This is a genomic window from Serratia sp. CY74737, from assembly GCF_052166775.1.
GTDB lineage: Bacteria > Pseudomonadota > Gammaproteobacteria > Enterobacterales > Enterobacteriaceae > Serratia > Serratia ureilytica.
Genome location: NZ_JBJNOF010000007.1, coordinates 193,138 through 211,456, shown reverse-complemented (window position 1 = coordinate 211,456; position 18,319 = coordinate 193,138). Strand labels below are relative to the sequence as shown.

At 59.2% G+C, this 18,319-nt stretch carries 16 protein-coding genes and 1 other annotated feature; of the genes, 11 read left to right on the top strand and 5 right to left on the bottom strand.

The genetic code is table 11. The features are described from left to right. Positions 1 to 14: 14 nt before the first annotated feature. Complete coding sequence (gpmB, locus tag ACJ8PE_RS12290) at positions 15 to 662, top strand: 2,3-diphosphoglycerate-dependent phosphoglycerate mutase GpmB (protein ID WP_025305227.1); 648 nt, start codon at positions 15 to 17, stop codon at positions 660 to 662. Here the strand turns inward: gpmB and robA are convergent. Then, complete coding sequence (gene robA / locus ACJ8PE_RS12285) at positions 659 to 1,528, bottom strand: MDR efflux pump AcrAB transcriptional activator RobA (RefSeq protein WP_033641808.1); 870 nt, start codon at positions 1,526 to 1,528, stop codon at positions 659 to 661. The two genes, gpmB and robA, sit on opposite strands and share 4 nt — an antisense overlap. 342 nt (positions 1,529 to 1,870) lie before the next feature. Here robA and creA point away from each other — a divergent pair, with 342 nt between their 5' ends. Then, positions 1,871 to 2,350, top strand: coding sequence for a protein CreA (creA, locus tag ACJ8PE_RS12280; RefSeq protein ID WP_033641809.1), 480 nt, complete (start codon positions 1,871 to 1,873; stop codon positions 2,348 to 2,350). 51 nt (positions 2,351 to 2,401) lie between these two features. On the opposite strand, the gene arcA is transcribed toward creA, so the two are convergent. Continuing rightward, positions 2,402 to 3,118: a two-component system response regulator ArcA gene (arcA, locus tag ACJ8PE_RS12275; RefSeq protein ID WP_004933003.1), complete on the bottom strand. Its 717-nt coding sequence runs from the start codon at positions 3,116 to 3,118 to the stop codon at positions 2,402 to 2,404. 629 nt (positions 3,119 to 3,747) lie between these two features. Between arcA and ACJ8PE_RS12270 the strand changes: the two genes are divergently transcribed. The 5 genes from ACJ8PE_RS12270 to thrC all read left to right on the top strand — a co-directional run bounded on the left by ACJ8PE_RS12270 (position 3,748) and on the right by thrC (position 9,482). Beyond that, positions 3,748 to 4,437, top strand: a complete 690-nt coding sequence (locus ACJ8PE_RS12270; RefSeq protein WP_033641810.1) for a tRNA/rRNA methyltransferase — start codon at positions 3,748 to 3,750, stop codon at positions 4,435 to 4,437. A gap of 194 nt (positions 4,438 to 4,631) precedes the next feature. Continuing rightward, positions 4,632 to 4,718 (top strand): thr operon leader peptide, encoded by an 87-nt coding sequence (gene thrL / locus ACJ8PE_RS12265; RefSeq protein WP_071845095.1) that lies wholly within the window; start codon positions 4,632 to 4,634, stop codon positions 4,716 to 4,718. After that, positions 4,657 to 4,774 (top strand) — a sequence feature (Thr leader region). It overlaps the preceding gene by 62 nt. Positions 4,775 to 4,798: 24 nt before the next feature. Then, positions 4,799 to 7,258, top strand: a complete 2,460-nt coding sequence (gene thrA / locus ACJ8PE_RS12260; protein WP_033641811.1) for a bifunctional aspartate kinase/homoserine dehydrogenase I — start codon at positions 4,799 to 4,801, stop codon at positions 7,256 to 7,258. Position 7,259: 1 nt separating this feature from the next. After that, positions 7,260 to 8,189: a homoserine kinase gene (gene thrB / locus ACJ8PE_RS12255; RefSeq protein ID WP_004932993.1), complete on the top strand. Its 930-nt coding sequence runs from the start codon at positions 7,260 to 7,262 to the stop codon at positions 8,187 to 8,189. A gap of 3 nt (positions 8,190 to 8,192) precedes the next feature. Further along, on the top strand, positions 8,193 to 9,482 hold the full coding sequence (gene thrC / locus ACJ8PE_RS12250) for a threonine synthase (RefSeq protein WP_033641812.1): 1,290 nt from the start codon (positions 8,193 to 8,195) through the stop codon (positions 9,480 to 9,482). Positions 9,483 to 9,530: 48 nt separating this feature from the next. On the opposite strand, the gene yaaA is transcribed toward thrC, so the two are convergent. Together yaaA and ACJ8PE_RS12240 are read right to left on the bottom strand one after the other, a co-directional pair. Continuing rightward, positions 9,531 to 10,307: a peroxide stress protein YaaA gene (gene yaaA / locus ACJ8PE_RS12245; protein ID WP_108682244.1), complete on the bottom strand. Its 777-nt coding sequence runs from the start codon at positions 10,305 to 10,307 to the stop codon at positions 9,531 to 9,533. 105 nt (positions 10,308 to 10,412) lie between these two features. Then, positions 10,413 to 11,849 (bottom strand): alanine/glycine:cation symporter family protein, encoded by a 1,437-nt coding sequence (locus ACJ8PE_RS12240; protein WP_082997241.1) that lies wholly within the window; start codon positions 11,847 to 11,849, stop codon positions 10,413 to 10,415. A gap of 384 nt (positions 11,850 to 12,233) precedes the next feature. Between ACJ8PE_RS12240 and tal the strand changes: the two genes are divergently transcribed. The 3 genes from tal to ACJ8PE_RS12225 all read left to right on the top strand — a co-directional run bounded on the left by tal (position 12,234) and on the right by ACJ8PE_RS12225 (position 15,358). Then, positions 12,234 to 13,187, top strand: coding sequence for a transaldolase (gene tal, locus ACJ8PE_RS12235; protein ID WP_004932982.1), 954 nt, complete (start codon positions 12,234 to 12,236; stop codon positions 13,185 to 13,187). Positions 13,188 to 13,338: 151 nt separating this feature from the next. Continuing rightward, entirely contained in the window at positions 13,339 to 13,926 is a 588-nt protein-coding gene (gene mog / locus ACJ8PE_RS12230) for a molybdopterin adenylyltransferase (RefSeq protein WP_015376607.1), read from the top strand. 124 nt (positions 13,927 to 14,050) lie between these two features. Then, on the top strand, positions 14,051 to 15,358 hold the full coding sequence (locus ACJ8PE_RS12225; protein ID WP_197793046.1) for an MFS transporter: 1,308 nt from the start codon (positions 14,051 to 14,053) through the stop codon (positions 15,356 to 15,358). Positions 15,359 to 15,402: 44 nt separating this feature from the next. Here ACJ8PE_RS12225 and satP read toward each other — a convergent pair whose 3' ends face one another. Next, on the bottom strand, positions 15,403 to 16,002 hold the full coding sequence (satP, locus tag ACJ8PE_RS12220) for an acetate uptake transporter (RefSeq protein ID WP_033644189.1): 600 nt from the start codon (positions 16,000 to 16,002) through the stop codon (positions 15,403 to 15,405). Positions 16,003 to 16,327: 325 nt separating this feature from the next. Here satP and dnaK point away from each other — a divergent pair, with 325 nt between their 5' ends. Continuing rightward, positions 16,328 to 18,241: a molecular chaperone DnaK gene (gene dnaK, locus ACJ8PE_RS12215; RefSeq protein WP_033641815.1), complete on the top strand. Its 1,914-nt coding sequence runs from the start codon at positions 16,328 to 16,330 to the stop codon at positions 18,239 to 18,241. The last annotated feature ends 78 nt before the right edge of the window (positions 18,242 to 18,319 follow it).

Here is an 18,319-nt window from a genome sequence, read left to right as displayed (position 1 = left end):
AACGGAAAACAAAAATGTTACAGGTATACCTCGTTCGCCACGGCGAAACGGAATGGAACGCGGCTCGCCGCATCCAGGGTCAGTCCGACAGCCCGTTAACCGCCATGGGGGAACACCAGGCCCGTCTGGTCGCCAGGCGCGTCAGCAAAGAAGGCATTACGCATATCATTACCAGCGACCTGGGGCGCACGCGCCGCACCGCGCAGATCATCGCCGAAGCCTGTGGCTGCGAAGTGATTGGCGATCCGCGTTTGCGTGAGCTGCACATGGGGGTTCTGGAAGAACGCCTGATCGACAGTTTGACGCCGCAGGAAGAACAGTGGCGCAAACAGATGGTCGATGGTACTCCTGACGGCCGTATCCCTCAAGGCGAATCCATGGAGGAGCTGGGCGAGCGCATGCGCGCCGCGCTGGAGAGCTGCCTGATGCTGCCGGAGGGCAGCAAGCCGCTGCTCGTCAGCCATGGCATCGCGTTGGGGTGTTTGATCAGTACGGTGCTCGGGCTGCCGGCCTATGCGGAACGCCGCCTGCGCTTGCGCAACTGCTCACTGTCGCGCGTCGATCACCAGCAGAGCCCGTGGCTGGCTTCCGGCTGGATCGTCGAAACGGCGGGCGATGTCACGCATCTGGACATGCCCGCGTTGGACGAACTGCAGCGTTAACGTCGAATCGGGATCAGGTAATCGCACTTGATCTCGGTAGGCGCCTGATGCGGACGGCGCTCGCCTTTCGGGTAGAAGCGCTCGATGTCGTGCCCTTTGCGGCGCGTCAGTTTGAGCTCCGGCAGGCAAGTGCCGTAGACCGTCAGGATAAAGTCCTGCAGGCCTCCGATGGGCCCTTCATAGCTGAACATTGCAAATTCGCCGCCCGGCAGCACCAGCGGTTGAACTTCCTGCACTTTATCAGGCACCTGATCCGGCTCCAGCGCCGTGGTGTACAGCACTTCCTGTTCGTCGTCCTTCTCCTGGCTCGGACGCGAGTGGTGCAACCCGTATAGCACCGGCGGCAAGGTTTCGACTTCGCCGAGGAACTGGCGCCAGAACTGCGAGCGCAGCTCGGTGCGCACGGTGGTGATCTGTTCCAGCGTGCAGGAGTAGCTTTGGGTCAGGCCGACCAGATGCTTATCCGGCAACGAGAGGAACTCGGGCTGCGGCAGAGTGAAGGCCCCCAGACGGATCGGCGGGCAGATGCCGAACGCGTTCCAGTCTTCGGCGCGGCGGTACAGCGCCGGCGTTTGCGCAAACTGTTTCTTGAAGGCGCGCGTGAAGGTCTGCTGCGAGTCGAAGCGATATTGCAGAGCGATATCCAAAATCGGCCGGCTGGTCAGGCGCAGCGCGACGGCGGCCTTGGACAGCCTTCTTGCCCGGATGTAAGCACCGATGGCATTACCGGTAATATCTTTGAACATCCGTTGCAGGTGCCATTTGGAGTAGCCGGCCTTGGCCGCCACGTTATCCAGCGACAAGGGTTGGTCCAAATGGCTTTCCAGCCAGCTAAGCAGATCACGAATGATACCGGCTTGATCCATAGATCTTCCTCGTAAAGCTTGGGGGTAGGAACCCGAACTGTTGATTCGTCACGCTGGTGCTGCGCTATCAGACCGATCCATGAGCCATTATGCGTTGCACTCTTTGCCTCTGCTGCGCATGCCGCGCCAGAGTTGGATTGGGGTACACCGTAGTGGGCGCAAAGAAATAACGACGCCGCATCATAGCAATTTTTTTCCTCCGCGACTCTCAAAGATTTTTGTCACGCTCTGTGCTAAAACGGACGGTGCGGACCCGTAAAAACCCGATTCCGTGAGCTTAGACATAAATAATGGTGATCGCCGAGCCCATTTTCGCGGCAAGGTTATATCGGAGTTAAGTAAATGAAAAAAAGCTGGATATTTTTATTCGGTTTGGTTTGCGCAACCGTGGGAAGCGCACAGGCGGAGCAAGTGGGTTCCGTTGATACGGTGTTTAAATTGTTGGGGCCGGACCACAAAATCGTGGTCGAAGCGTTCGACGATCCGGATGTTAAAAATGTAACTTGTTATATCAGCCGCGCCAAAACCGGCGGCATCAAAGGCGGGCTGGGCCTGGCGGAAGATACCGCCGACGCGGCCATTTCCTGCCAGCAGGTCGGGCCTATCGAGCTGAGTGACAAGATCAAAAACGGCAAGGCGGAAGGCGATGTGGTGTTCCAGAAACGCACGTCGCTGGTGTTCAAGAAGCTGCAGGTGGTGCGCTTCTACGACGCCAAACGCAATTCGCTGATCTACCTGAGCTACTCCGACAAGGTGATCGACGGCTCGCCGAAGAATGCGCTGAGCGCGGTGCCGATCATGCCGTGGGCTGAGGCAAAATAAAAAAACGGGGTTCAGCATGCTGAACCCCATTTTCATGACGGCAGGCTGGAATTACTCTTCCAGATCGCCGCAGAAGCGGTAGCCTTCGCCGTGGATGGTGGCGATGATTTCCGGCGTGTCCGGCGTCGATTCGAAGTGCTTGCGAATGCGACGGATGGTGACGTCCACGGTGCGGTCATGCGGCTTCAGCTCGCGGCCGGTCATCTTCTTCAGCAGTTCGCCGCGGGACTGGATCTTGCCCGGGTTTTCGCAGAAGTGCAGCATGGCGCGGAATTCGCTGCGCGGCAGCTTGTACTGTTCGCCGGCCGGGCTGATCAAAGAGCGGCTGTTGATGTCCAGCTCCCACCCGTTGAACTTGTAGCTCTCGACCAGGCGGCGCTCTTCGCCGAGGCTGCCCAGATTCATGGTGCGCGACAGCAGGTTGCGTGCGCGGATGGTCAGCTCACGCGGGTTGAACGGTTTGGTGATGTAATCGTCGGCGCCGATTTCCAGGCCGAGGATTTTATCCACCTCGTTATCGCGGCCGGTCAGGAACATCAAGGCGACGCTGGCCTGTTCACGCAGTTCGCGCGCCAACAGCAGGCCGTTTTTGCCTGGCAGATTGATGTCCATGATGACCAGATTGATATCATTTTCAGACAGGATATTGTGCATCTCTGCACCATCATTGGCTTCATGAACAATGTAGCCTTCCGCCTCGAAAATGCTCTTCAGGGTGTTACGAGTGACTAACTCGTCTTCGACAATCAGAATGTGCGGGGTCTGCATATTTGCTACCTAAAATTGCCAACAAAATAGAAAATAGGAAGTACAGAAGTCTCTGTTTTCTTAGAGGAGGGCAGAGATAGCGCCACGTTCCCTCTCAGCAAATGACTAAAGTACGTAAACTCGTTCTTGATGCACTTTCCATCTCATGTCAACAAGATCGCTAGCCTGGTGGGGATGCCGTTCCCTACAACCCCTTGGGTGCCAAAACGGCGCATATCCTAACCCCATTAACAGCAATATAACAGCGCGTGCCGAATTCATCACCCAACAAAACTACGCTTTGTTGACATATATCAAATTCAATTGTAGCACGTTAACAGATTTGTGAAAAACACTTACAGAAATGCCAGTTTAAGTCACAGAACCTCAAATTCTGTGAACGATTCAGCATTATCCGGCCCGATAGGATACAATTATTCACTTATTGATCATCGCGTTGTTTTAACTCATTGATAAATAAATGCAGTAAAACATAAGCATGAATAATGACTATTACGACAGGTTTATTAGCTCAACGAGCCGTTTAATCTTGTTTGTTGCTATTAACGCGTTTATTGTTACGCAATTGTAAATACATGCGGGCGCTGCGCTATCGTCAAAAACGCAGGCCCGCCTTCGGTGGAAGAGTGATGCAGCTTCATATTGTTCTAGTGGCTCCGGCGCGGCCGGAAAACGTCGGCGCGGCGGCGCGCGCGATGAAAACCATGGGTTTCGCTTCGTTGCGCATTGTCGACAGCGAGGCGCATCTGCAGCCGGCGGCGCGCTGGGTGGCACATGGGGCCGGCGAGATCCTCGACGGCGTGCAAACGTTCGCCACGCTGGAACAGGCGCTGGCGGATGTGGATTTCACCGTCGCCACCACCGCCCGCAGTCGCGCGCGTTTTCACTACTACTGCACGCCGCCTGAGCTGCTGGAACAGCTGAGTGAGCGTAAGCAGTGGGTCGGCCAGGCCGCGCTGGTATTCGGCCGCGAAGATTCCGGCCTGACCAACGAAGAGCTGGCGCTGGCGGATTTGCTGACCGGCGTGCCGATGCAGGCGGACTATCCGTCGCTCAATCTGGGTCAGGCGGTGATGGTGTACTGCTACCAGTTGGCGAGCCTGATGGGCGTCAACGCCGCGCCGCAGGAGGCTGCGGCGCCTGAAGGGCAACTCAGGGCGTTGCGCCGCCGCGCCGATGCTTTGTTGGATGCCCTGGAGGTCGGCGATGACCAAAAATTGCGCGACTGGCTGCACCAGCGCCTCGGTGCGTTGCCGCAGCGAGATACGGCGATGCTGCATACGCTGCTGCACGATATCGAAAAAAAACTCGCCAAGTGATAGCGGCTCCAGCAGGCGGTTACTCAGTGTGATCCACTATTAAACCGGCTTTAGGTTGTTTTTTTGTTCTGTCATTTTGCTTTTCACCTGTTGCATCGCGCATTACCGCCGCTGAACGGAAAATAAGCAAAAAAAAGAAATCGTTTGACTTGGGATAGCGATTGCTTTAACCAATAGAGGGGACAGAGTATTTCATGAGACAGACAGACAACATGCGCAATATCAGCCTGACTACCACAATTATTACCACCACCGATACCACAGGTAACGGGGCGGGCTGACGCGCACAGGAAACACAGAAAAAAGCCCGCACCTAATCAGTGCGGGCTTTTTTTTCGGCTTAAATTCGGAGAGATCACAAATGCGAGTGCTGAAATTTGGCGGAACCTCGGTAGCGAATGCGGAACGTTTTCTGCGCGTCGCCGACATCATGGAGAGTAACGCGCGTCAGGGACAGGTAGCCACGGTCTTGTCCGCCCCCGCAAAGATCACCAACCATCTGGTGGCGATGATCGACAAAACGGTGGCGGGCCAGGACATTCTGCCGAATATGAGCGACGCCGAGCGGATCTTTGCCGACCTGCTGAGCGGGCTGGCGCAGGCGCTGCCGGGCTTTGAATACGACAGGCTGAAAGGCGTGGTCGATCAGGAATTCGCGCAGCTCAAACAGGTGCTGCATGGCGTCTCGCTGCTGGGGCAGTGCCCGGACAGCGTGAACGCGGCGATCATCTGCCGTGGCGAAAAGCTCTCCATCGCCATCATGGAAGGGGTGTTCCGCGCCAAAGGCTATCCGGTCACGGTGATTAACCCGGTGGAGAAACTGCTGGCGCAGGGCCACTACCTGGAGTCCACCGTGGACATCGCCGAGTCTACGCTGCGCATCGCCGCCGCGGCGATCCCGGCCGATCATATCGTGCTGATGGCCGGTTTCACCGCCGGTAATGACAAGGGCGAGCTGGTGGTGCTGGGCCGCAACGGCTCCGACTATTCCGCCGCGGTGCTGGCCGCCTGCCTGCGCGCCGACTGTTGCGAGATCTGGACCGACGTCGACGGCGTTTATACCTGCGATCCGCGCACCGTGCCGGACGCCAGGTTACTGAAATCGATGTCGTACCAGGAAGCGATGGAGCTTTCCTATTTCGGCGCCAAAGTGTTACACCCCCGCACCATCACTCCTATTGCCCAGTTCCAAATCCCTTGCCTGATTAAAAACACCTCCAACCCGCAGGCCCCCGGCACGCTGATCGGCAAAGACAGCACCGATGCCGATATGCCGGTGAAGGGCATCACCAACCTGAACAACATGGCGATGATCAACGTCTCCGGCCCGGGCATGAAAGGCATGGTCGGCATGGCCGCACGGGTCTTCGCCGTGATGTCGCGCGCCGGCATTTCGGTGGTGCTGATCACCCAATCCTCTTCCGAATACAGCATCAGCTTCTGCGTGCCGCAGGGTGAACTGCAGCGCGCTCGTCGCGCGCTGGAAGAGGAGTTCTATCTGGAGCTGAAAGACGGCGTGCTGGATCCGCTGGACGTCATGGAACGCCTGGCGATCATCTCGGTGGTCGGCGACGGCATGCGCACCCTGCGCGGCATTTCCGCACGCTTCTTCTCCGCGCTGGCGCGCGCCAACATCAATATCGTCGCCATCGCCCAAGGGTCTTCGGAGCGTTCCATTTCGGTGGTGGTCAGCAATGATTCCGCCACCACCGGCGTGCGCGTCAGCCACCAGATGCTGTTCAACACCGATCAGGTGATCGAAGTGTTCGTCATCGGCGTCGGCGGTGTCGGCGGGGCGTTGATCGAGCAGATCTATCGTCAGCAGCCGTGGCTGAAGCAAAAACATATCGATCTGCGGGTGTGCGGCATCGCCAACTCGCGCGTGATGCTGACCAACGTGCACGGCATCGCGCTCGACAGCTGGCGCGACGCGCTGGCCGGCGCGCAGGAGCCGTTCAATCTCGGCCGTCTGATCCGGCTGGTGAAGGAATATCATCTGCTGAACCCGGTGATCGTCGACTGTACCTCCAGCCAGGCGGTGGCCGATCAGTACGTGGACTTCCTGGCGGACGGTTTCCATGTGGTGACGCCGAACAAAAAGGCCAACACCTCGTCGATGAACTATTATCAGCAGCTGCGCGCGGCCGCGGCCGGCTCGCACCGCAAGTTCCTGTACGACACCAACGTCGGCGCCGGTCTGCCGGTGATTGAGAACCTGCAAAACCTGCTGAACGCCGGCGATGAACTGGTGCGTTTCTCCGGCATCCTGTCCGGCTCGCTGTCCTTTATCTTCGGCAAGCTGGACGAAGGGCTGTCGCTGTCGGCGGCGACCCTGCAGGCCCGGGCCAACGGCTACACCGAGCCGGATCCGCGCGACGATCTGTCCGGGATGGACGTGGCGCGTAAGCTGCTGATCCTGGCGCGCGAGGCCGGTTATAAACTGGAACTGAGCGATATCGAGGTCGAGCCGGTGCTGCCGCCATCCTTCGACGCGTCGGGCGACGTGGACACCTTCCTGGCGCGGTTGCCGGAGCTGGATAAAGAGTTCGCGCGCAACGTGGCCAACGCCGCCGAGCAAGGCAAGGTGCTGCGCTATGTCGGCCTGATCGACGAAGGGCGCTGCAAGGTGCGCATTGAGGCGGTGGACGGCAACGATCCGTTGTATAAAGTGAAGAACGGCGAGAACGCGCTGGCCTTCTACAGCCGCTACTATCAGCCGTTGCCGCTGGTGCTGCGCGGCTACGGCGCCGGTAACGATGTGACCGCAGCGGGCGTATTCGCCGATCTGCTGCGCACACTGTCATGGAAGTTGGGAGTTTAATATGGTTAAGGTGTATGCACCGGCCTCGATCGGCAACGTCAGCGTCGGTTTCGACGTGCTGGGCGCGGCGGTTTCGCCGATCGACGGCACGCTGCTGGGCGACTGTGTCAGCGTCGAAGCCGCCGAGACGTTCAGTTTGCAGAATGCCGGGCGCTTCGTCAGCAAGCTGCCGGCCGAGCCGAAAGAGAACATCGTTTATCAATGCTGGGAGCGCTTCTGCCAGGAGATCGGCCGCGAAGTGCCGGTGGCGATGCGTTTGGAAAAGAACATGCCGATCGGATCGGGGCTGGGTTCCAGCGCCTGTTCGGTGGTCGCCGGGCTGATGGCGATGAACGAATTCTGCGATCGCCCGTTGGATAAGACGACGCTGCTCGGCCTGATGGGCGAGCTGGAAGGGCGCATTTCCGGCAGCGTGCATTACGACAACGTGGCGCCTTGCTATCTGGGCGGCCTGCAGCTGATGCTGGAAGAAGAAGGCATTATCAGCCAGGAGGTGCCGTGCTTTGACGATTGGCTGTGGGTTATGGCCTATCCGGGCATCAAAGTGTCCACCGCCGAAGCGCGCGCCATTTTACCCGCGCAATACCGTCGTCAGGATTGCATCAGCCATGGCCGCTATCTGGCCGGCTTTATTCACGCCTGCCATACCCGGCAGCCGCAGCTGGCCGCCAAATTGATGCAGGACGTGATCGCCGAACCGTACCGCACCCGGCTGCTGCCGGGCTTCGCCGAAGCGCGCAAGGCGGCGCAGGAGATCGGCGCGTTGGCCTGCGGCATCTCCGGCTCTGGCCCGACGCTGTTCGCCGTCTGCAACGACGGCGCCACCGCGCAACGCATGGCCGCCTGGCTGCAACAACACTATCTGCAAAACGACGAAGGTTTTGTTCATATTTGCCGTCTGGATACCGCAGGCGCTCGACTACTGGGATAACGCATGAAACTGTACAACCTTAAGGATCACAACGAGCAGGTCAGCTTCGCGCAGGCGATCAAACAAGGCCTGGGCAAGCAACAGGGGCTGTTCTTCCCGCTGGAGCTGCCGGAGTTCGAACTGACCGAAATCGACCACCTGCTGGAGCAGGATTTTGTCACCCGCAGCAGCCGCATTCTGTCGGCCTTTATCGGCGAAGAGGTGCCGGAAGCGGCGCTGAAGAAACGCGTGCAGGCCGCCTTTGAGTTCCCGGCGCCGGTGGCGAAAGTGACCGATGACGTCTCCTGCCTGGAGCTGTTCCACGGCCCGACGCTGGCGTTCAAAGACTTCGGCGGCCGCTTTATGGCGCAGATGCTGGCGGAAGTGGCCGGCGAGCAGCCGGTGACCATTCTGACCGCCACCTCCGGCGACACCGGCGCCGCCGTGGCGCACGCCTTCTACGGCCTGAAAAACGTGCGGGTGGTGATCCTGTATCCGCAGGGCAAAATCAGCCCGCTGCAGGAAAAGCTGTTCTGCACCCTGGGCGGCAACATTCACACCGTGGCGATCGACGGTGACTTCGATGCTTGTCAGGCGCTGGTGAAGCAGGCGTTCGACGATCAGGAATTGAAAGACGCGCTGCACCTGAACTCGGCCAACTCGATTAACATCAGCCGTTTGCTGGCGCAGATTTGCTACTACTTCGAAGCGGTGGCGCAGCTGCCGCAGGAAGCGCGCAATCAGCTGGTGATTTCGGTGCCGAGCGGCAACTTCGGCGATCTGACCGCCGGGCTGCTGGCCAAATCGCTGGGCCTGCCGGTGAAGCGCTTCATCGCCGCCACCAACGCCAACGACACCGTGCCGCGCTTCCTGACCAGCGGCCAGTGGCAGCCGCACGCTACGGTCGCGACGCTGTCCAACGCCATGGACGTCAGCCAGCCGAACAACTGGCCGCGTGTGGAAGAGCTGTTCCGTCGCAAGGTCTGGCAGTTGAAGGAGCTGGGTCACGCGGCGGTCAGCGACGAGACCACCAAAGACACGATGCGTGAGCTGGCCGAGCTGGGCTATATCTCCGAACCGCACGCGGCCATTGCCTACCGTGCGCTGCGTGACCAATTGCAGGAAGGGGAGTTCGGCCTGTTCCTCGGCACCGCGCATCCGGCCAAGTTTAAAGAGAGTGTGGAAGCGATACTCGGCCAGGAGTTGCCGTTGCCGAAAGCGCTGGCGCTGCGGGCTGAGCTGCCGCTGCTGTCGCACACGCTGCCGGCCAACTTCGGCGAGCTGCGCAAGTTCCTGATGGGGTTGCCGGCCTGAAGTTCGGCAGGCTAAAATGCGAAAAGCCGTCTTGCGACGGCTTTTTTTTTATGCCTGCTCCGGGCGTTTGAACACCAGTTCATTGCCTTGCGAGGCGGCTTCGTCGAAGGCGTAGCCTTCCAGGTTGAAGTCCGCCAGCTGCTCGCTGCGCGTCAGGCGGTTTTTGATGATAAAGCGGCTCATCAACCCGCGCGCTTTCTTGGCGTAGAAGCTGATGACCTTGAACTTGCCGTTCTTCTCGTCGAGGAACACCGGTTTGATCAGCGAGCCGTGCAGCTTGGCCGGCTTCACCGCTTTGAAATACTCGTCTGACGCCAGGTTGACCACCACGTTGTCGCCCTGTTGCTCCAGCGCTTCGTTGAGCTTTTTGGTGATCTGATCGCCCCAGAAGCTGTACAGATCTTTGCCCTTCGGGTTTTCCAGCTTGATGCCCATCTCCAGCCGGTACGGCATCATCAGATCGAGCGGGCGCAGTACGCCATACAGGCCGGACAGCATGCGCAGATGCTGCTGGGCGAAGTCGAAATCGGCTTCGTTGAAGTCCTGCGCCTGCAGGCCGGTATATACGTCGCCCTTGAACGCCAGCAACGCCTGACGGGCGTTGTCCGGGGTAAATGTCGGTTGCCATTCGCTAAAGCGCGCGGCGTTCAGCCCGGCCAGCTTGTCGCTGATGCTCATCAGGCTGGCGATTTGCGCCGGCGTCAGCTCGCGGCAAATGTTGATAAGCTGCTTAGACTTGTTCAGCAGTTCGGGCTGCGTGAAGCGTTTTGTCGCCAGCGGGCTGTCGTAATCGAGCGTTTTTGCAGGTGAAATAATAACGAGCATGGCCAGATCCTGTTTATCTAAGTGCGCATACTGTAGCAAAAAGCGCGGGAAAAAGGGGCTATCGGTCCAATAGGCGGGGCGCGCATCGCACGCGCCCCGGAATACTCAGCGCGGCGGCTGCTTGTCGTCCCACACGCCCGGCTCCAGCTGCGATTTCAGCTCCGGGTAACGGTTGGCGTCGAAGGTCGGCAGCTTGCCCAGGCGGCGCTGGCGATGGTAGTCGTCGGCCAGCTTCAGCGCGACCCGCGACAGCAGCAAGATAGCCGTCAGGTTGGTGATCGCCATCAGCGCCATGGAGGTATCCGCCATTTTCCACACCAGCGGCAGCTCCGCCAGCGCGCCGAACATCACCATGCCCAGCGCCACGCAGCGGAAAATCAACAGGCCGCCCGGGTGGTTGTGCTCGAGGAACACCAGATTGCTCTCGGCATAGGCGTAGTTGGCGATGATCGACGTAAAGGCGAAGAAGAAGATGGCGATGGCGACGAACGGAGTCCCCCAACTGCCGACGGCGGTCGACAGCGCGCGCTGGGTCAGATCGATGCCGCTGATGCTGTCGGTCGGCTGATCGAGAATGCCGGAAGAGAGGATGATCGCCGCGGTGGCGCTGCAGATGACGATGGTGTCGATAAATACCCCGAGCATCTGCACGTAGCCCTGTGAAGCGGGATGCGGCGGATAAGGCGAGGCGGACGCCGCCGCGTTGGGCGCCGATCCCATGCCGGCTTCATTGGAGAACAGGCCGCGCTGCACGCCCTGGGTCATCGCCTGGGAGATACCGTAACCGACGGCGCCGGCCGCGGCTTCCTGCAGGCCGAAGGCGCTTTTGAAGATCAGCGCCAGGATCGCCGGCATGTGCTCGATGTTATGGCCAATCACCCAGAGAGCCAGCAGCAGGTAGGCGCCGGCCATCAGCGGCACCACCAGCTCGGCCACTTTGGCGATGGAGCGGATGCCGCCGAAGATCACCACGCCGCTCAGCAGCACCAGGCCAATACCGACGTGCAGCGGCTGTAAATGGAAGGCGACGGCGGAGGCCTGCGCGATGGAGTTGGCCTGTACGGCGTTGAACACCAGGCCGAAAGCGATGATCAGGAAAATGGAGAACAGCACGCCCATCCAGCGCATGCCGAGTCCCTTTTCCATGTAATAGGCCGGGCCGCCGCGGTAGTTGCCGTTGTCGTCTTTGGTTTTGTAGAGCTGAGCCAGCGAGCTTTCCACAAATGACGTGGCCATGCCGATAAACGCCACCACCCACATCCAGAAGATGGCGCCGGGGCCGCCGGCGGTCAGGGCAATGGCGACGCCGGTCAAGTTGCCGGTGCCGACGCGCGCCGCCAGCGTGGTGCACAGCGCCTGGAAAGAGGAGATGCCGGCGCTGTCGCTTTTATTACTGTTTTTCAACACCGAGAACATGTGGCTGAAGTGGCGGAGCTGGATAAAACGGGTGCGCAGCGTGAAGTAAATGCCGGTGCCGAGCAGCAGATAAATCAGCACCGACCCCCACAAAATGTTGTTTATAAAATTCATCAGGTCCGTCAAGGGATCCCTCCTCCTTATCGAAATGTCATGCGCACCTGGCAGCATCCACCGCAGGTGAGAAATATTGGCCTATTTTTTACAAGAGCTTAGCTGGAATCGGTCCGGCGTCAGGCGATTAAGATTTTTCGCAGATTGGCGGACGAATTGCATCAATTTTTTCGAATTTAACATAATTTATTCGGGCGATAGCACGTTATTGCCTTTCCATCCGCTCGGTAATGGCGAAAGATATTGGCGTAAACGGTTGCTCGCCCAAGGATAAAACAGATGCTTGCGCGCCGCGGTTTTCCAGCCTTGCGCCGGGCTTGGCGCATGTTATTATCAGGGCAGGGCATGGTTGAACAATGCCAAAAGTTCATGCACAAACGATGAGATAATGCCAACATGACCGACAAATTAACTTCCCTGCGCCAGCTGACTACAGTGGTTGCAGATACGGGTGATATCGCGGCAATGAAGCTGTATCAACCGCAGGACGCCACAACCAACCCTTCGCTGATCCTCAATGCAGCCCAAATTCCTGAATACCGCAAACTGATTGACGAAGCCATCGCCTGGGCGCGCGGCCAGAGCAGCGATCGCGAGCAGCAGATCGCCGACGCCGCTGACAAGCTGGCGGTCAACATCGGTCTGGAGATCCTCAAACTGGTTCCGGGCCGCATCTCCACCGAGGTTGACGCGCGTCTGTCTTACGACACCGTCGCCAGCGTGGCCAAGGCCAAGCGCCTGATCAAGCTGTACAACGAAGCCGGCATCAGCAACGATCGCATTCTGATCAAACTGGCCTCGACCTGGCAGGGCATCCGCGCGGCGGAGCAGCTGGAGAAAGAAGGCATCAACTGTAACCTGACGCTGCTGTTCTCCTTCGCTCAGGCTCGCGCCTGCGCCGAAGCCGGCGTTTACCTGATCTCGCCGTTCGTCGGCCGTATCCTCGATTGGTACAAAGCCAACGGCGACAAGAAAGAGTTCGCACCGCACGAAGATCCGGGCGTGATCTCCGTGACCGAGATTTACCAGTACTACAAACAACACGGTTACAACACCGTGGTGATGGGCGCCAGCTTCCGCAACGTCGGCGAAATCATCGAGCTGGCCGGCTGCGACCGCCTGACCATCGCCCCTGCGCTGCTGAAAGAGCTGGCGGAGAGCGAAGGCGCGCTGGAGCGCAAACTGTCTTACACCGGTGAAGTTAAGGCGCGTCCTGCCGCACTGACCGAACCTGAGTTCTACTGGCAGCACAACCAGGATCCGATGGCGGTCGAGAAACTGACCGACGGCATCCGCAAGTTCGCCGTAGACCAGGGCAAACTGGAAAAAATGATCGCCGACCTGCTGTAATTCCCGCAGATCGCGCAGTAAAAAGGTGGCTCAGGCCACCTTTTTTTATGCCCGACGCTCCCGCCGGCGGGGGAAGCCCTTATACTCTCGGCAATGACAACAGAACGGGAGACGAACCCGTTCGGACCCCATCAGGCTGTAGAGGTTACGCATGGATATTTTACGTATTGGTTTGGTTTCCGTTTCTGACCGCGCTTCCGGCGGCGTTTACCAGGATAAAGGCATTCCGGCGCTGGAGGAGTGGCTGGCCGGCGCGTTGGCGACGCCGTTCAAGCTGGAAACCCGGCTGATCCCCGATGAGCAGACGCAAATTGAGCAAACGCTGTGTGAGCTGGTGGACGAAATGGGCTGCCATCTGGTGCTGACCACCGGCGGCACCGGGCCGGCGCGTCGCGACGTCACCCCCGACGCCACGCTGGCGATCGCCGATCGCGTGATGCCCGGTTTCGGCGAGCAAATGCGTCAGATCAGCCTACACTATGTGCCAACGGCAATTCTTTCTCGCCAGGTGGGGGCGATCCGCAAGCAGGCGCTGATCATCAATCTGCCCGGCCAGCCAAAGTCGATCAAGGAAACGCTGGAAGGGGTGAAGGACGAGCAGGGCAATGCGGTGGTGCACGGCATCTTCGCCAGCGTGCCTTATTGCATTCAGTTGCTCGACGGGCCTTATGTCGAAACGCATGCCGCAGTGGTAGCAGCATTTCGGCCAAAGAGCGCGCGTCGCGAGATAAACCTCTAAATTTCAGCAATCTGCGAGATCGGCTTCAGCCCGTTTGGTGTGAAAATAATTTGCCGCTATAGTAAGGATTCTTTTACAGAAAGCCTGCGGCTTTTATTTTTACAGCCTTTACCGACGGTGCCCTATGCCTCACGACACTAATCGCCGGCTGAACCGGCAAGACTACAAAACGCTGACGTTGGCCGCGTTGGGCGGCGCGTTGGAGTTTTACGACTTCATCATCTTCGTATTCTTCGCCGCCGTGGTCGGCGATCTGTTCTTCCCGGCGGACATGCCGGAATGGCTGCGGCTGGTGCAAACCTTCGGCATTTTCGCCGCCGGCTATCTGGCCCGCCCGCTGGGCGGCATCGTGATGGCGCACTTCGGCGATCTGGTCGGCCGCAAAAAGATGTTTACCCTGAGCATTCTGCTGATGGCGTTGCCGACGCTGGCGATGGGCCTGCTGCCGACCTACGCCAGCATCGGCATCGCCGCGCCGCTGTTGCTGCTGCTGATGCGCGTGCTGCAGGGGGCGGCGATCGGCGGTGAGGTGCCGGGCGCCTGGGTCTTCGTCGCCGAACACGTGCCGCGCCGGCGCATCGGTTTCGCCTGCGGCACGCTGACCGCCGGGCTGACGGTGGGCATTCTGCTGGGATCGGTGGTGGCGACGGTGATCAACACCACGCTTAGCCCGCAGAGCATTGCCGGCGGCGGCTGGCGCATTCCATTCCTGCTTGGCGGCATGTTCGGCCTGGTGGCGATGTACCTGCGCCGCTGGCTGCAGGAAACACCGATCTTCATCGAGATGCAGGCGCGCAAAGCGCTGGCCGAGGAGCTGCCGCTGAAATCGGTGGTGCTCAACCACAAACGGGAAGTGGCGGTGTCGATGCTGCTGACCTGGCTGCTCTCCGCCGGTATCGTGGTGGTGATCCTGATGACCCCGACCTATCTGCAAAAACAGTTCGGCATTGCGCCGGCCCTGACGCTGCAGGCCAACAGCATCGCCACCATCATGCTGATCGCCGGCTGCATCGTCGCCGGTTTGTCGGCCGATCGCTTCGGCGCCAGCAAAACGTTGGTGGTCGGCAGTTTGCTGTTGGCCGGCTGCAGCTGGCTGTTCTATCAGACGGTGGGCGTGCGCCCGGAAATGCTGTTCGCCTGCTATGCGCTGGTGGGTTTCAGCGTAGGCGTGGTGGGGGCCGTGCCGTACGTGATGGTGCGGGCTTTCCCGGCGGAAGTGCGGTTTACCGGTATCTCGTTCTCATATAACGTCTCGTACGCTATTTTTGGCGGTTTAACCCCTATTTTTGTGACGCTGATCATGAAATTAACCCCGTTAGCGCCCGCTTACTATGTGCTGGCGCTGTCGCTTATCGGGCTGCTGCTCGGTGTCTACCTGCATCGCGACCTGAACAGCGAAGCCAGCGAGCGGCGAGCCGGTTCCTACAGCTAAAAAAAAGCCCTGCATTGCAGGGCTTTTTCGTCAGGGGCGGGCGATTACGCCGTGACCGGCGATGCCGCGACGCGGGCCGAGGCCGGTTCGCCAATCGGCAGCACGGTGCGGCCGTATTGCTCGTTGAGCACTTCGGCCATCGCCAGGTAGATGGCGCTGGCGCCGCAGATGATGCCCTCATAACCGGCGAAGGTCAGCAGCGCGTGGTTGCCGGTGATGTTGCCGACGGCCAGCAGGGCGAACAGCAGCGTCAGGCTGGCGAACACGAACTGCAGCACGCGGTTGGCGCCCAGGGTGCCGAAGAACATGAACAGGGTGAAGACGCCCCACAGCGCCAGGTAGATGCCCAACACGTGCGCCTCGGTGGCTTCCGCCAGGCCCAAACGCGGCAGCAGCAGCAGGCCGACCAGGCTCAGCCAGAAGCTGCCGTAGGCGGTGAATGCGGTCATGCCAAAGGTGTTGCCCTTCTTGTACTCCAGCAGACCGGCCAGGATCTGGGCCAGGCCACCGAAGAAAATCCCCATGCTGATGATGGCGGAGTTCAGTGGGAAAAAGCCCGCGTTGTGCAGGTTCAGCAAGACGGTGGTCATCCCGAAGCCCATCAGGCCGAGAGGGCCGGGATTCGCCAACTTGTTGGTGTGCATAAGTCCTCTGCGATAACAGAAAATTAACGGAAACAGCGAAGTAAAATCATAAATGGTCTGAATGGCCAAAAAATCGAAGTTTTCCATCAGAGCGCGCGCATCATAATGATCCCCGCAGCCGGAAACAATGATCTGAATGACGATAAAAAAAGAAATTTTTTTTGCCTTGCCCCTTGATGCCGAGCTGGATGGCCCCATCTTATTTGCAACCGCAGCTGCTAACCGCGGGTCGCACTGAGATATCGGGCAGTTGAAAAGCAAAAAATCGCCCGCATATAGGTTAGCAACCTGACTGACTTATGAATTTTTTAGTGGAGACGTTTAGATGGGCAAAATTATTGGTATCGACCTGGGTACTACCAACTCTTGCGTAGCAATTATGGATGGTGCCAAGGCACGCGTGCTGGAAAACGCCGAGGGCGACCGCACCACTCCTTCTATTATCGCATATACCCAGGACGGTGAAACTCTGGTTGGCCAGCCGGCTAAGCGTCAGGCAGTGACCAACCCTGAAAACACCCTGTTCGCCATCAAGCGCCTGATCGGCCGCCGCTTCCAGGATGAAGAAGCGCAGCGCGACAAAGCGATCATGCCTTACAAAATCATCGAAGCCGACAACGGCGACGCCTGGCTGGAAGTGAAAGGCCAGAAAATGGCTCCGCCGCAGATCTCTGCGGAAGTGCTGAAGAAAATGAAGAAAACGGCGGAAGATTACCTGGGCGAACCGGTAACTGAAGCGGTTATCACCGTACCGGCTTACTTCAACGACGCCCAGCGTCAGGCGACTAAAGACGCCGGCCGCATCGCGGGTCTGGAAGTCAAGCGCATCATCAACGAACCGACCGCGGCGGCTCTGGCCTACGGCCTGGACAAAGAAGTCGGCAACCGCACCATCGCGGTTTATGACCTGGGCGGCGGTACTTTCGATATCTCCATCATCGAAATCGACGACGTTGACGGCGAAAAAACCTTCGAAGTGCTGGCGACCAACGGTGACACCCACCTGGGCGGCGAAGACTTCGACAGCCGTCTGATCAACTACCTGGTGGAAGAGTTCAAGAAAGATCAGGGCATCGATCTGCGCAACGATCCGCTGGCGATGCAGCGTCTGAAAGAAGCCGCCGAGAAAGCGAAGATCGAACTGTCTTCCGCTCAGCAGACCGACGTTAACCTGCCGTACATCACGGCAGACGCGACCGGTCCAAAACACATGAACATCAAAGTGACTCGCGCCAAACTCGAGTCGCTGGTTGAAGATTTGGTGGCGCGCTCCATCGAGCCGCTGAAAGTGGCGCTGAAAGACGCAGGCCTGTCGGTTTCCGACATCCAGGACGTGATCCTGGTGGGCGGCCAGACCCGTATGCCAATGGTGCAGAAGAAAGTCGCAGACTTCTTCGGCAAAGAGCCGCGTAAAGACGTGAACCCGGACGAAGCGGTTGCCGTGGGCGCTGCGGTACAGGGCGGCGTGTTGGCCGGTGATGTGAAAGACGTTCTGCTGCTGGACGTTACCCCGCTGTCGCTGGGTATCGAAACCATGGGCAGCGTGATGACGCCGCTGATCACCAAAAACACCACGATCCCGACCAAGCACAGCCAGGTGTTCTCTACTGCGGAAGACAACCAGTCTGCGGTCACCATCCACGTGCTGCAGGGTGAGCGTAAGCGCGCCAGCGATAACAAATCTCTGGGCCAGTTCAACCTGGACGGCATCCAGGCGGCACCGCGCGGCATGGCGCAGATCGAAGTCACCTTCGACATCGATGCCGACGGCATCCTGCACGTGTCTGCCAAAGACAAGAACACCGGTCGTGAGCAGAAGATCACCATCAAGGCGTCTTCTGGCCTGAACGAGGACGAAATCCAGAAAATGGTGCGCGACGCCGAGCTGAACGCTGAAGCTGACCGCAAGTTCGAAGAGCTGGTACAGACTCGCAACCAGGCGGATCACCTGATCCACGGCACGCGCAAACAGCTGGAAGAAGCGGGCGACAAACTGCCGGCGGAAGACAAAACGGCGATCGAAGCGGCGCTGAAAGATCTGGAAGCGGCGGTGAAAGGCGAAGATAAAGCCGAGATCGAAGCGAAGACCCAGGCGTTGGTGCAGGTTTCCGGCAAGCTGCTGGAAATGGCTCAGGCGCAGCAGGCTCAGCAGGGTGCTGACGCCGGCGCGGACAACGCGGCGCAGAAAGAAGACGACGTGGTTGACGCCGAGTTCGAAGAAGTTAAAGACAAAAAATAATCGCCCTTAAGCGGGCACGGGGCGGCGGAGATGCCGCTCCCGGAAACCAGCACGGGCGTCGAGGCAACTCTGCGCCCG

What these genes read in the sequence shown, in the direction of transcription:
- mog (WP_015376607.1), top strand. Translation starts at nt 13,339, where the DNA reads ATGGATATTTTACGTATTGGTTTGGTTTCCGTTTCTGACCGCGCTTCC.
- satP (WP_033644189.1), bottom strand. Translation starts at nt 16,002, where the DNA reads ATGCACACCAACAAGTTGGCGAATCCCGGCCCTCTCGGCCTGATGGGC.
- thrB (WP_004932993.1), top strand. Translation starts at nt 7,260, where the DNA reads ATGGTTAAGGTGTATGCACCGGCCTCGATCGGCAACGTCAGCGTCGGT.
- thrL (WP_071845095.1), top strand. Translation starts at nt 4,632, where the DNA reads ATGAGACAGACAGACAACATGCGCAATATCAGCCTGACTACCACAATT.
- dnaK (WP_033641815.1), top strand. Translation starts at nt 16,328, where the DNA reads ATGGGCAAAATTATTGGTATCGACCTGGGTACTACCAACTCTTGCGTA.
- ACJ8PE_RS12225 (WP_197793046.1), top strand. Translation starts at nt 14,051, where the DNA reads ATGCCTCACGACACTAATCGCCGGCTGAACCGGCAAGACTACAAAACG.
- yaaA (WP_108682244.1), bottom strand. Translation starts at nt 10,307, where the DNA reads ATGCTCGTTATTATTTCACCTGCAAAAACGCTCGATTACGACAGCCCG.
- tal (WP_004932982.1), top strand. Translation starts at nt 12,234, where the DNA reads ATGACCGACAAATTAACTTCCCTGCGCCAGCTGACTACAGTGGTTGCA.
- arcA (WP_004933003.1), bottom strand. Translation starts at nt 3,118, where the DNA reads ATGCAGACCCCGCACATTCTGATTGTCGAAGACGAGTTAGTCACTCGT.
- thrC (WP_033641812.1), top strand. Translation starts at nt 8,193, where the DNA reads ATGAAACTGTACAACCTTAAGGATCACAACGAGCAGGTCAGCTTCGCG.
- robA (WP_033641808.1), bottom strand. Translation starts at nt 1,528, where the DNA reads ATGGATCAAGCCGGTATCATTCGTGATCTGCTTAGCTGGCTGGAAAGC.
- gpmB (WP_025305227.1), top strand. Translation starts at nt 15, where the DNA reads ATGTTACAGGTATACCTCGTTCGCCACGGCGAAACGGAATGGAACGCG.
- ACJ8PE_RS12270 (WP_033641810.1), top strand. Translation starts at nt 3,748, where the DNA reads ATGCAGCTTCATATTGTTCTAGTGGCTCCGGCGCGGCCGGAAAACGTC.
- thrA (WP_033641811.1), top strand. Translation starts at nt 4,799, where the DNA reads ATGCGAGTGCTGAAATTTGGCGGAACCTCGGTAGCGAATGCGGAACGT.
- creA (WP_033641809.1), top strand. Translation starts at nt 1,871, where the DNA reads ATGAAAAAAAGCTGGATATTTTTATTCGGTTTGGTTTGCGCAACCGTG.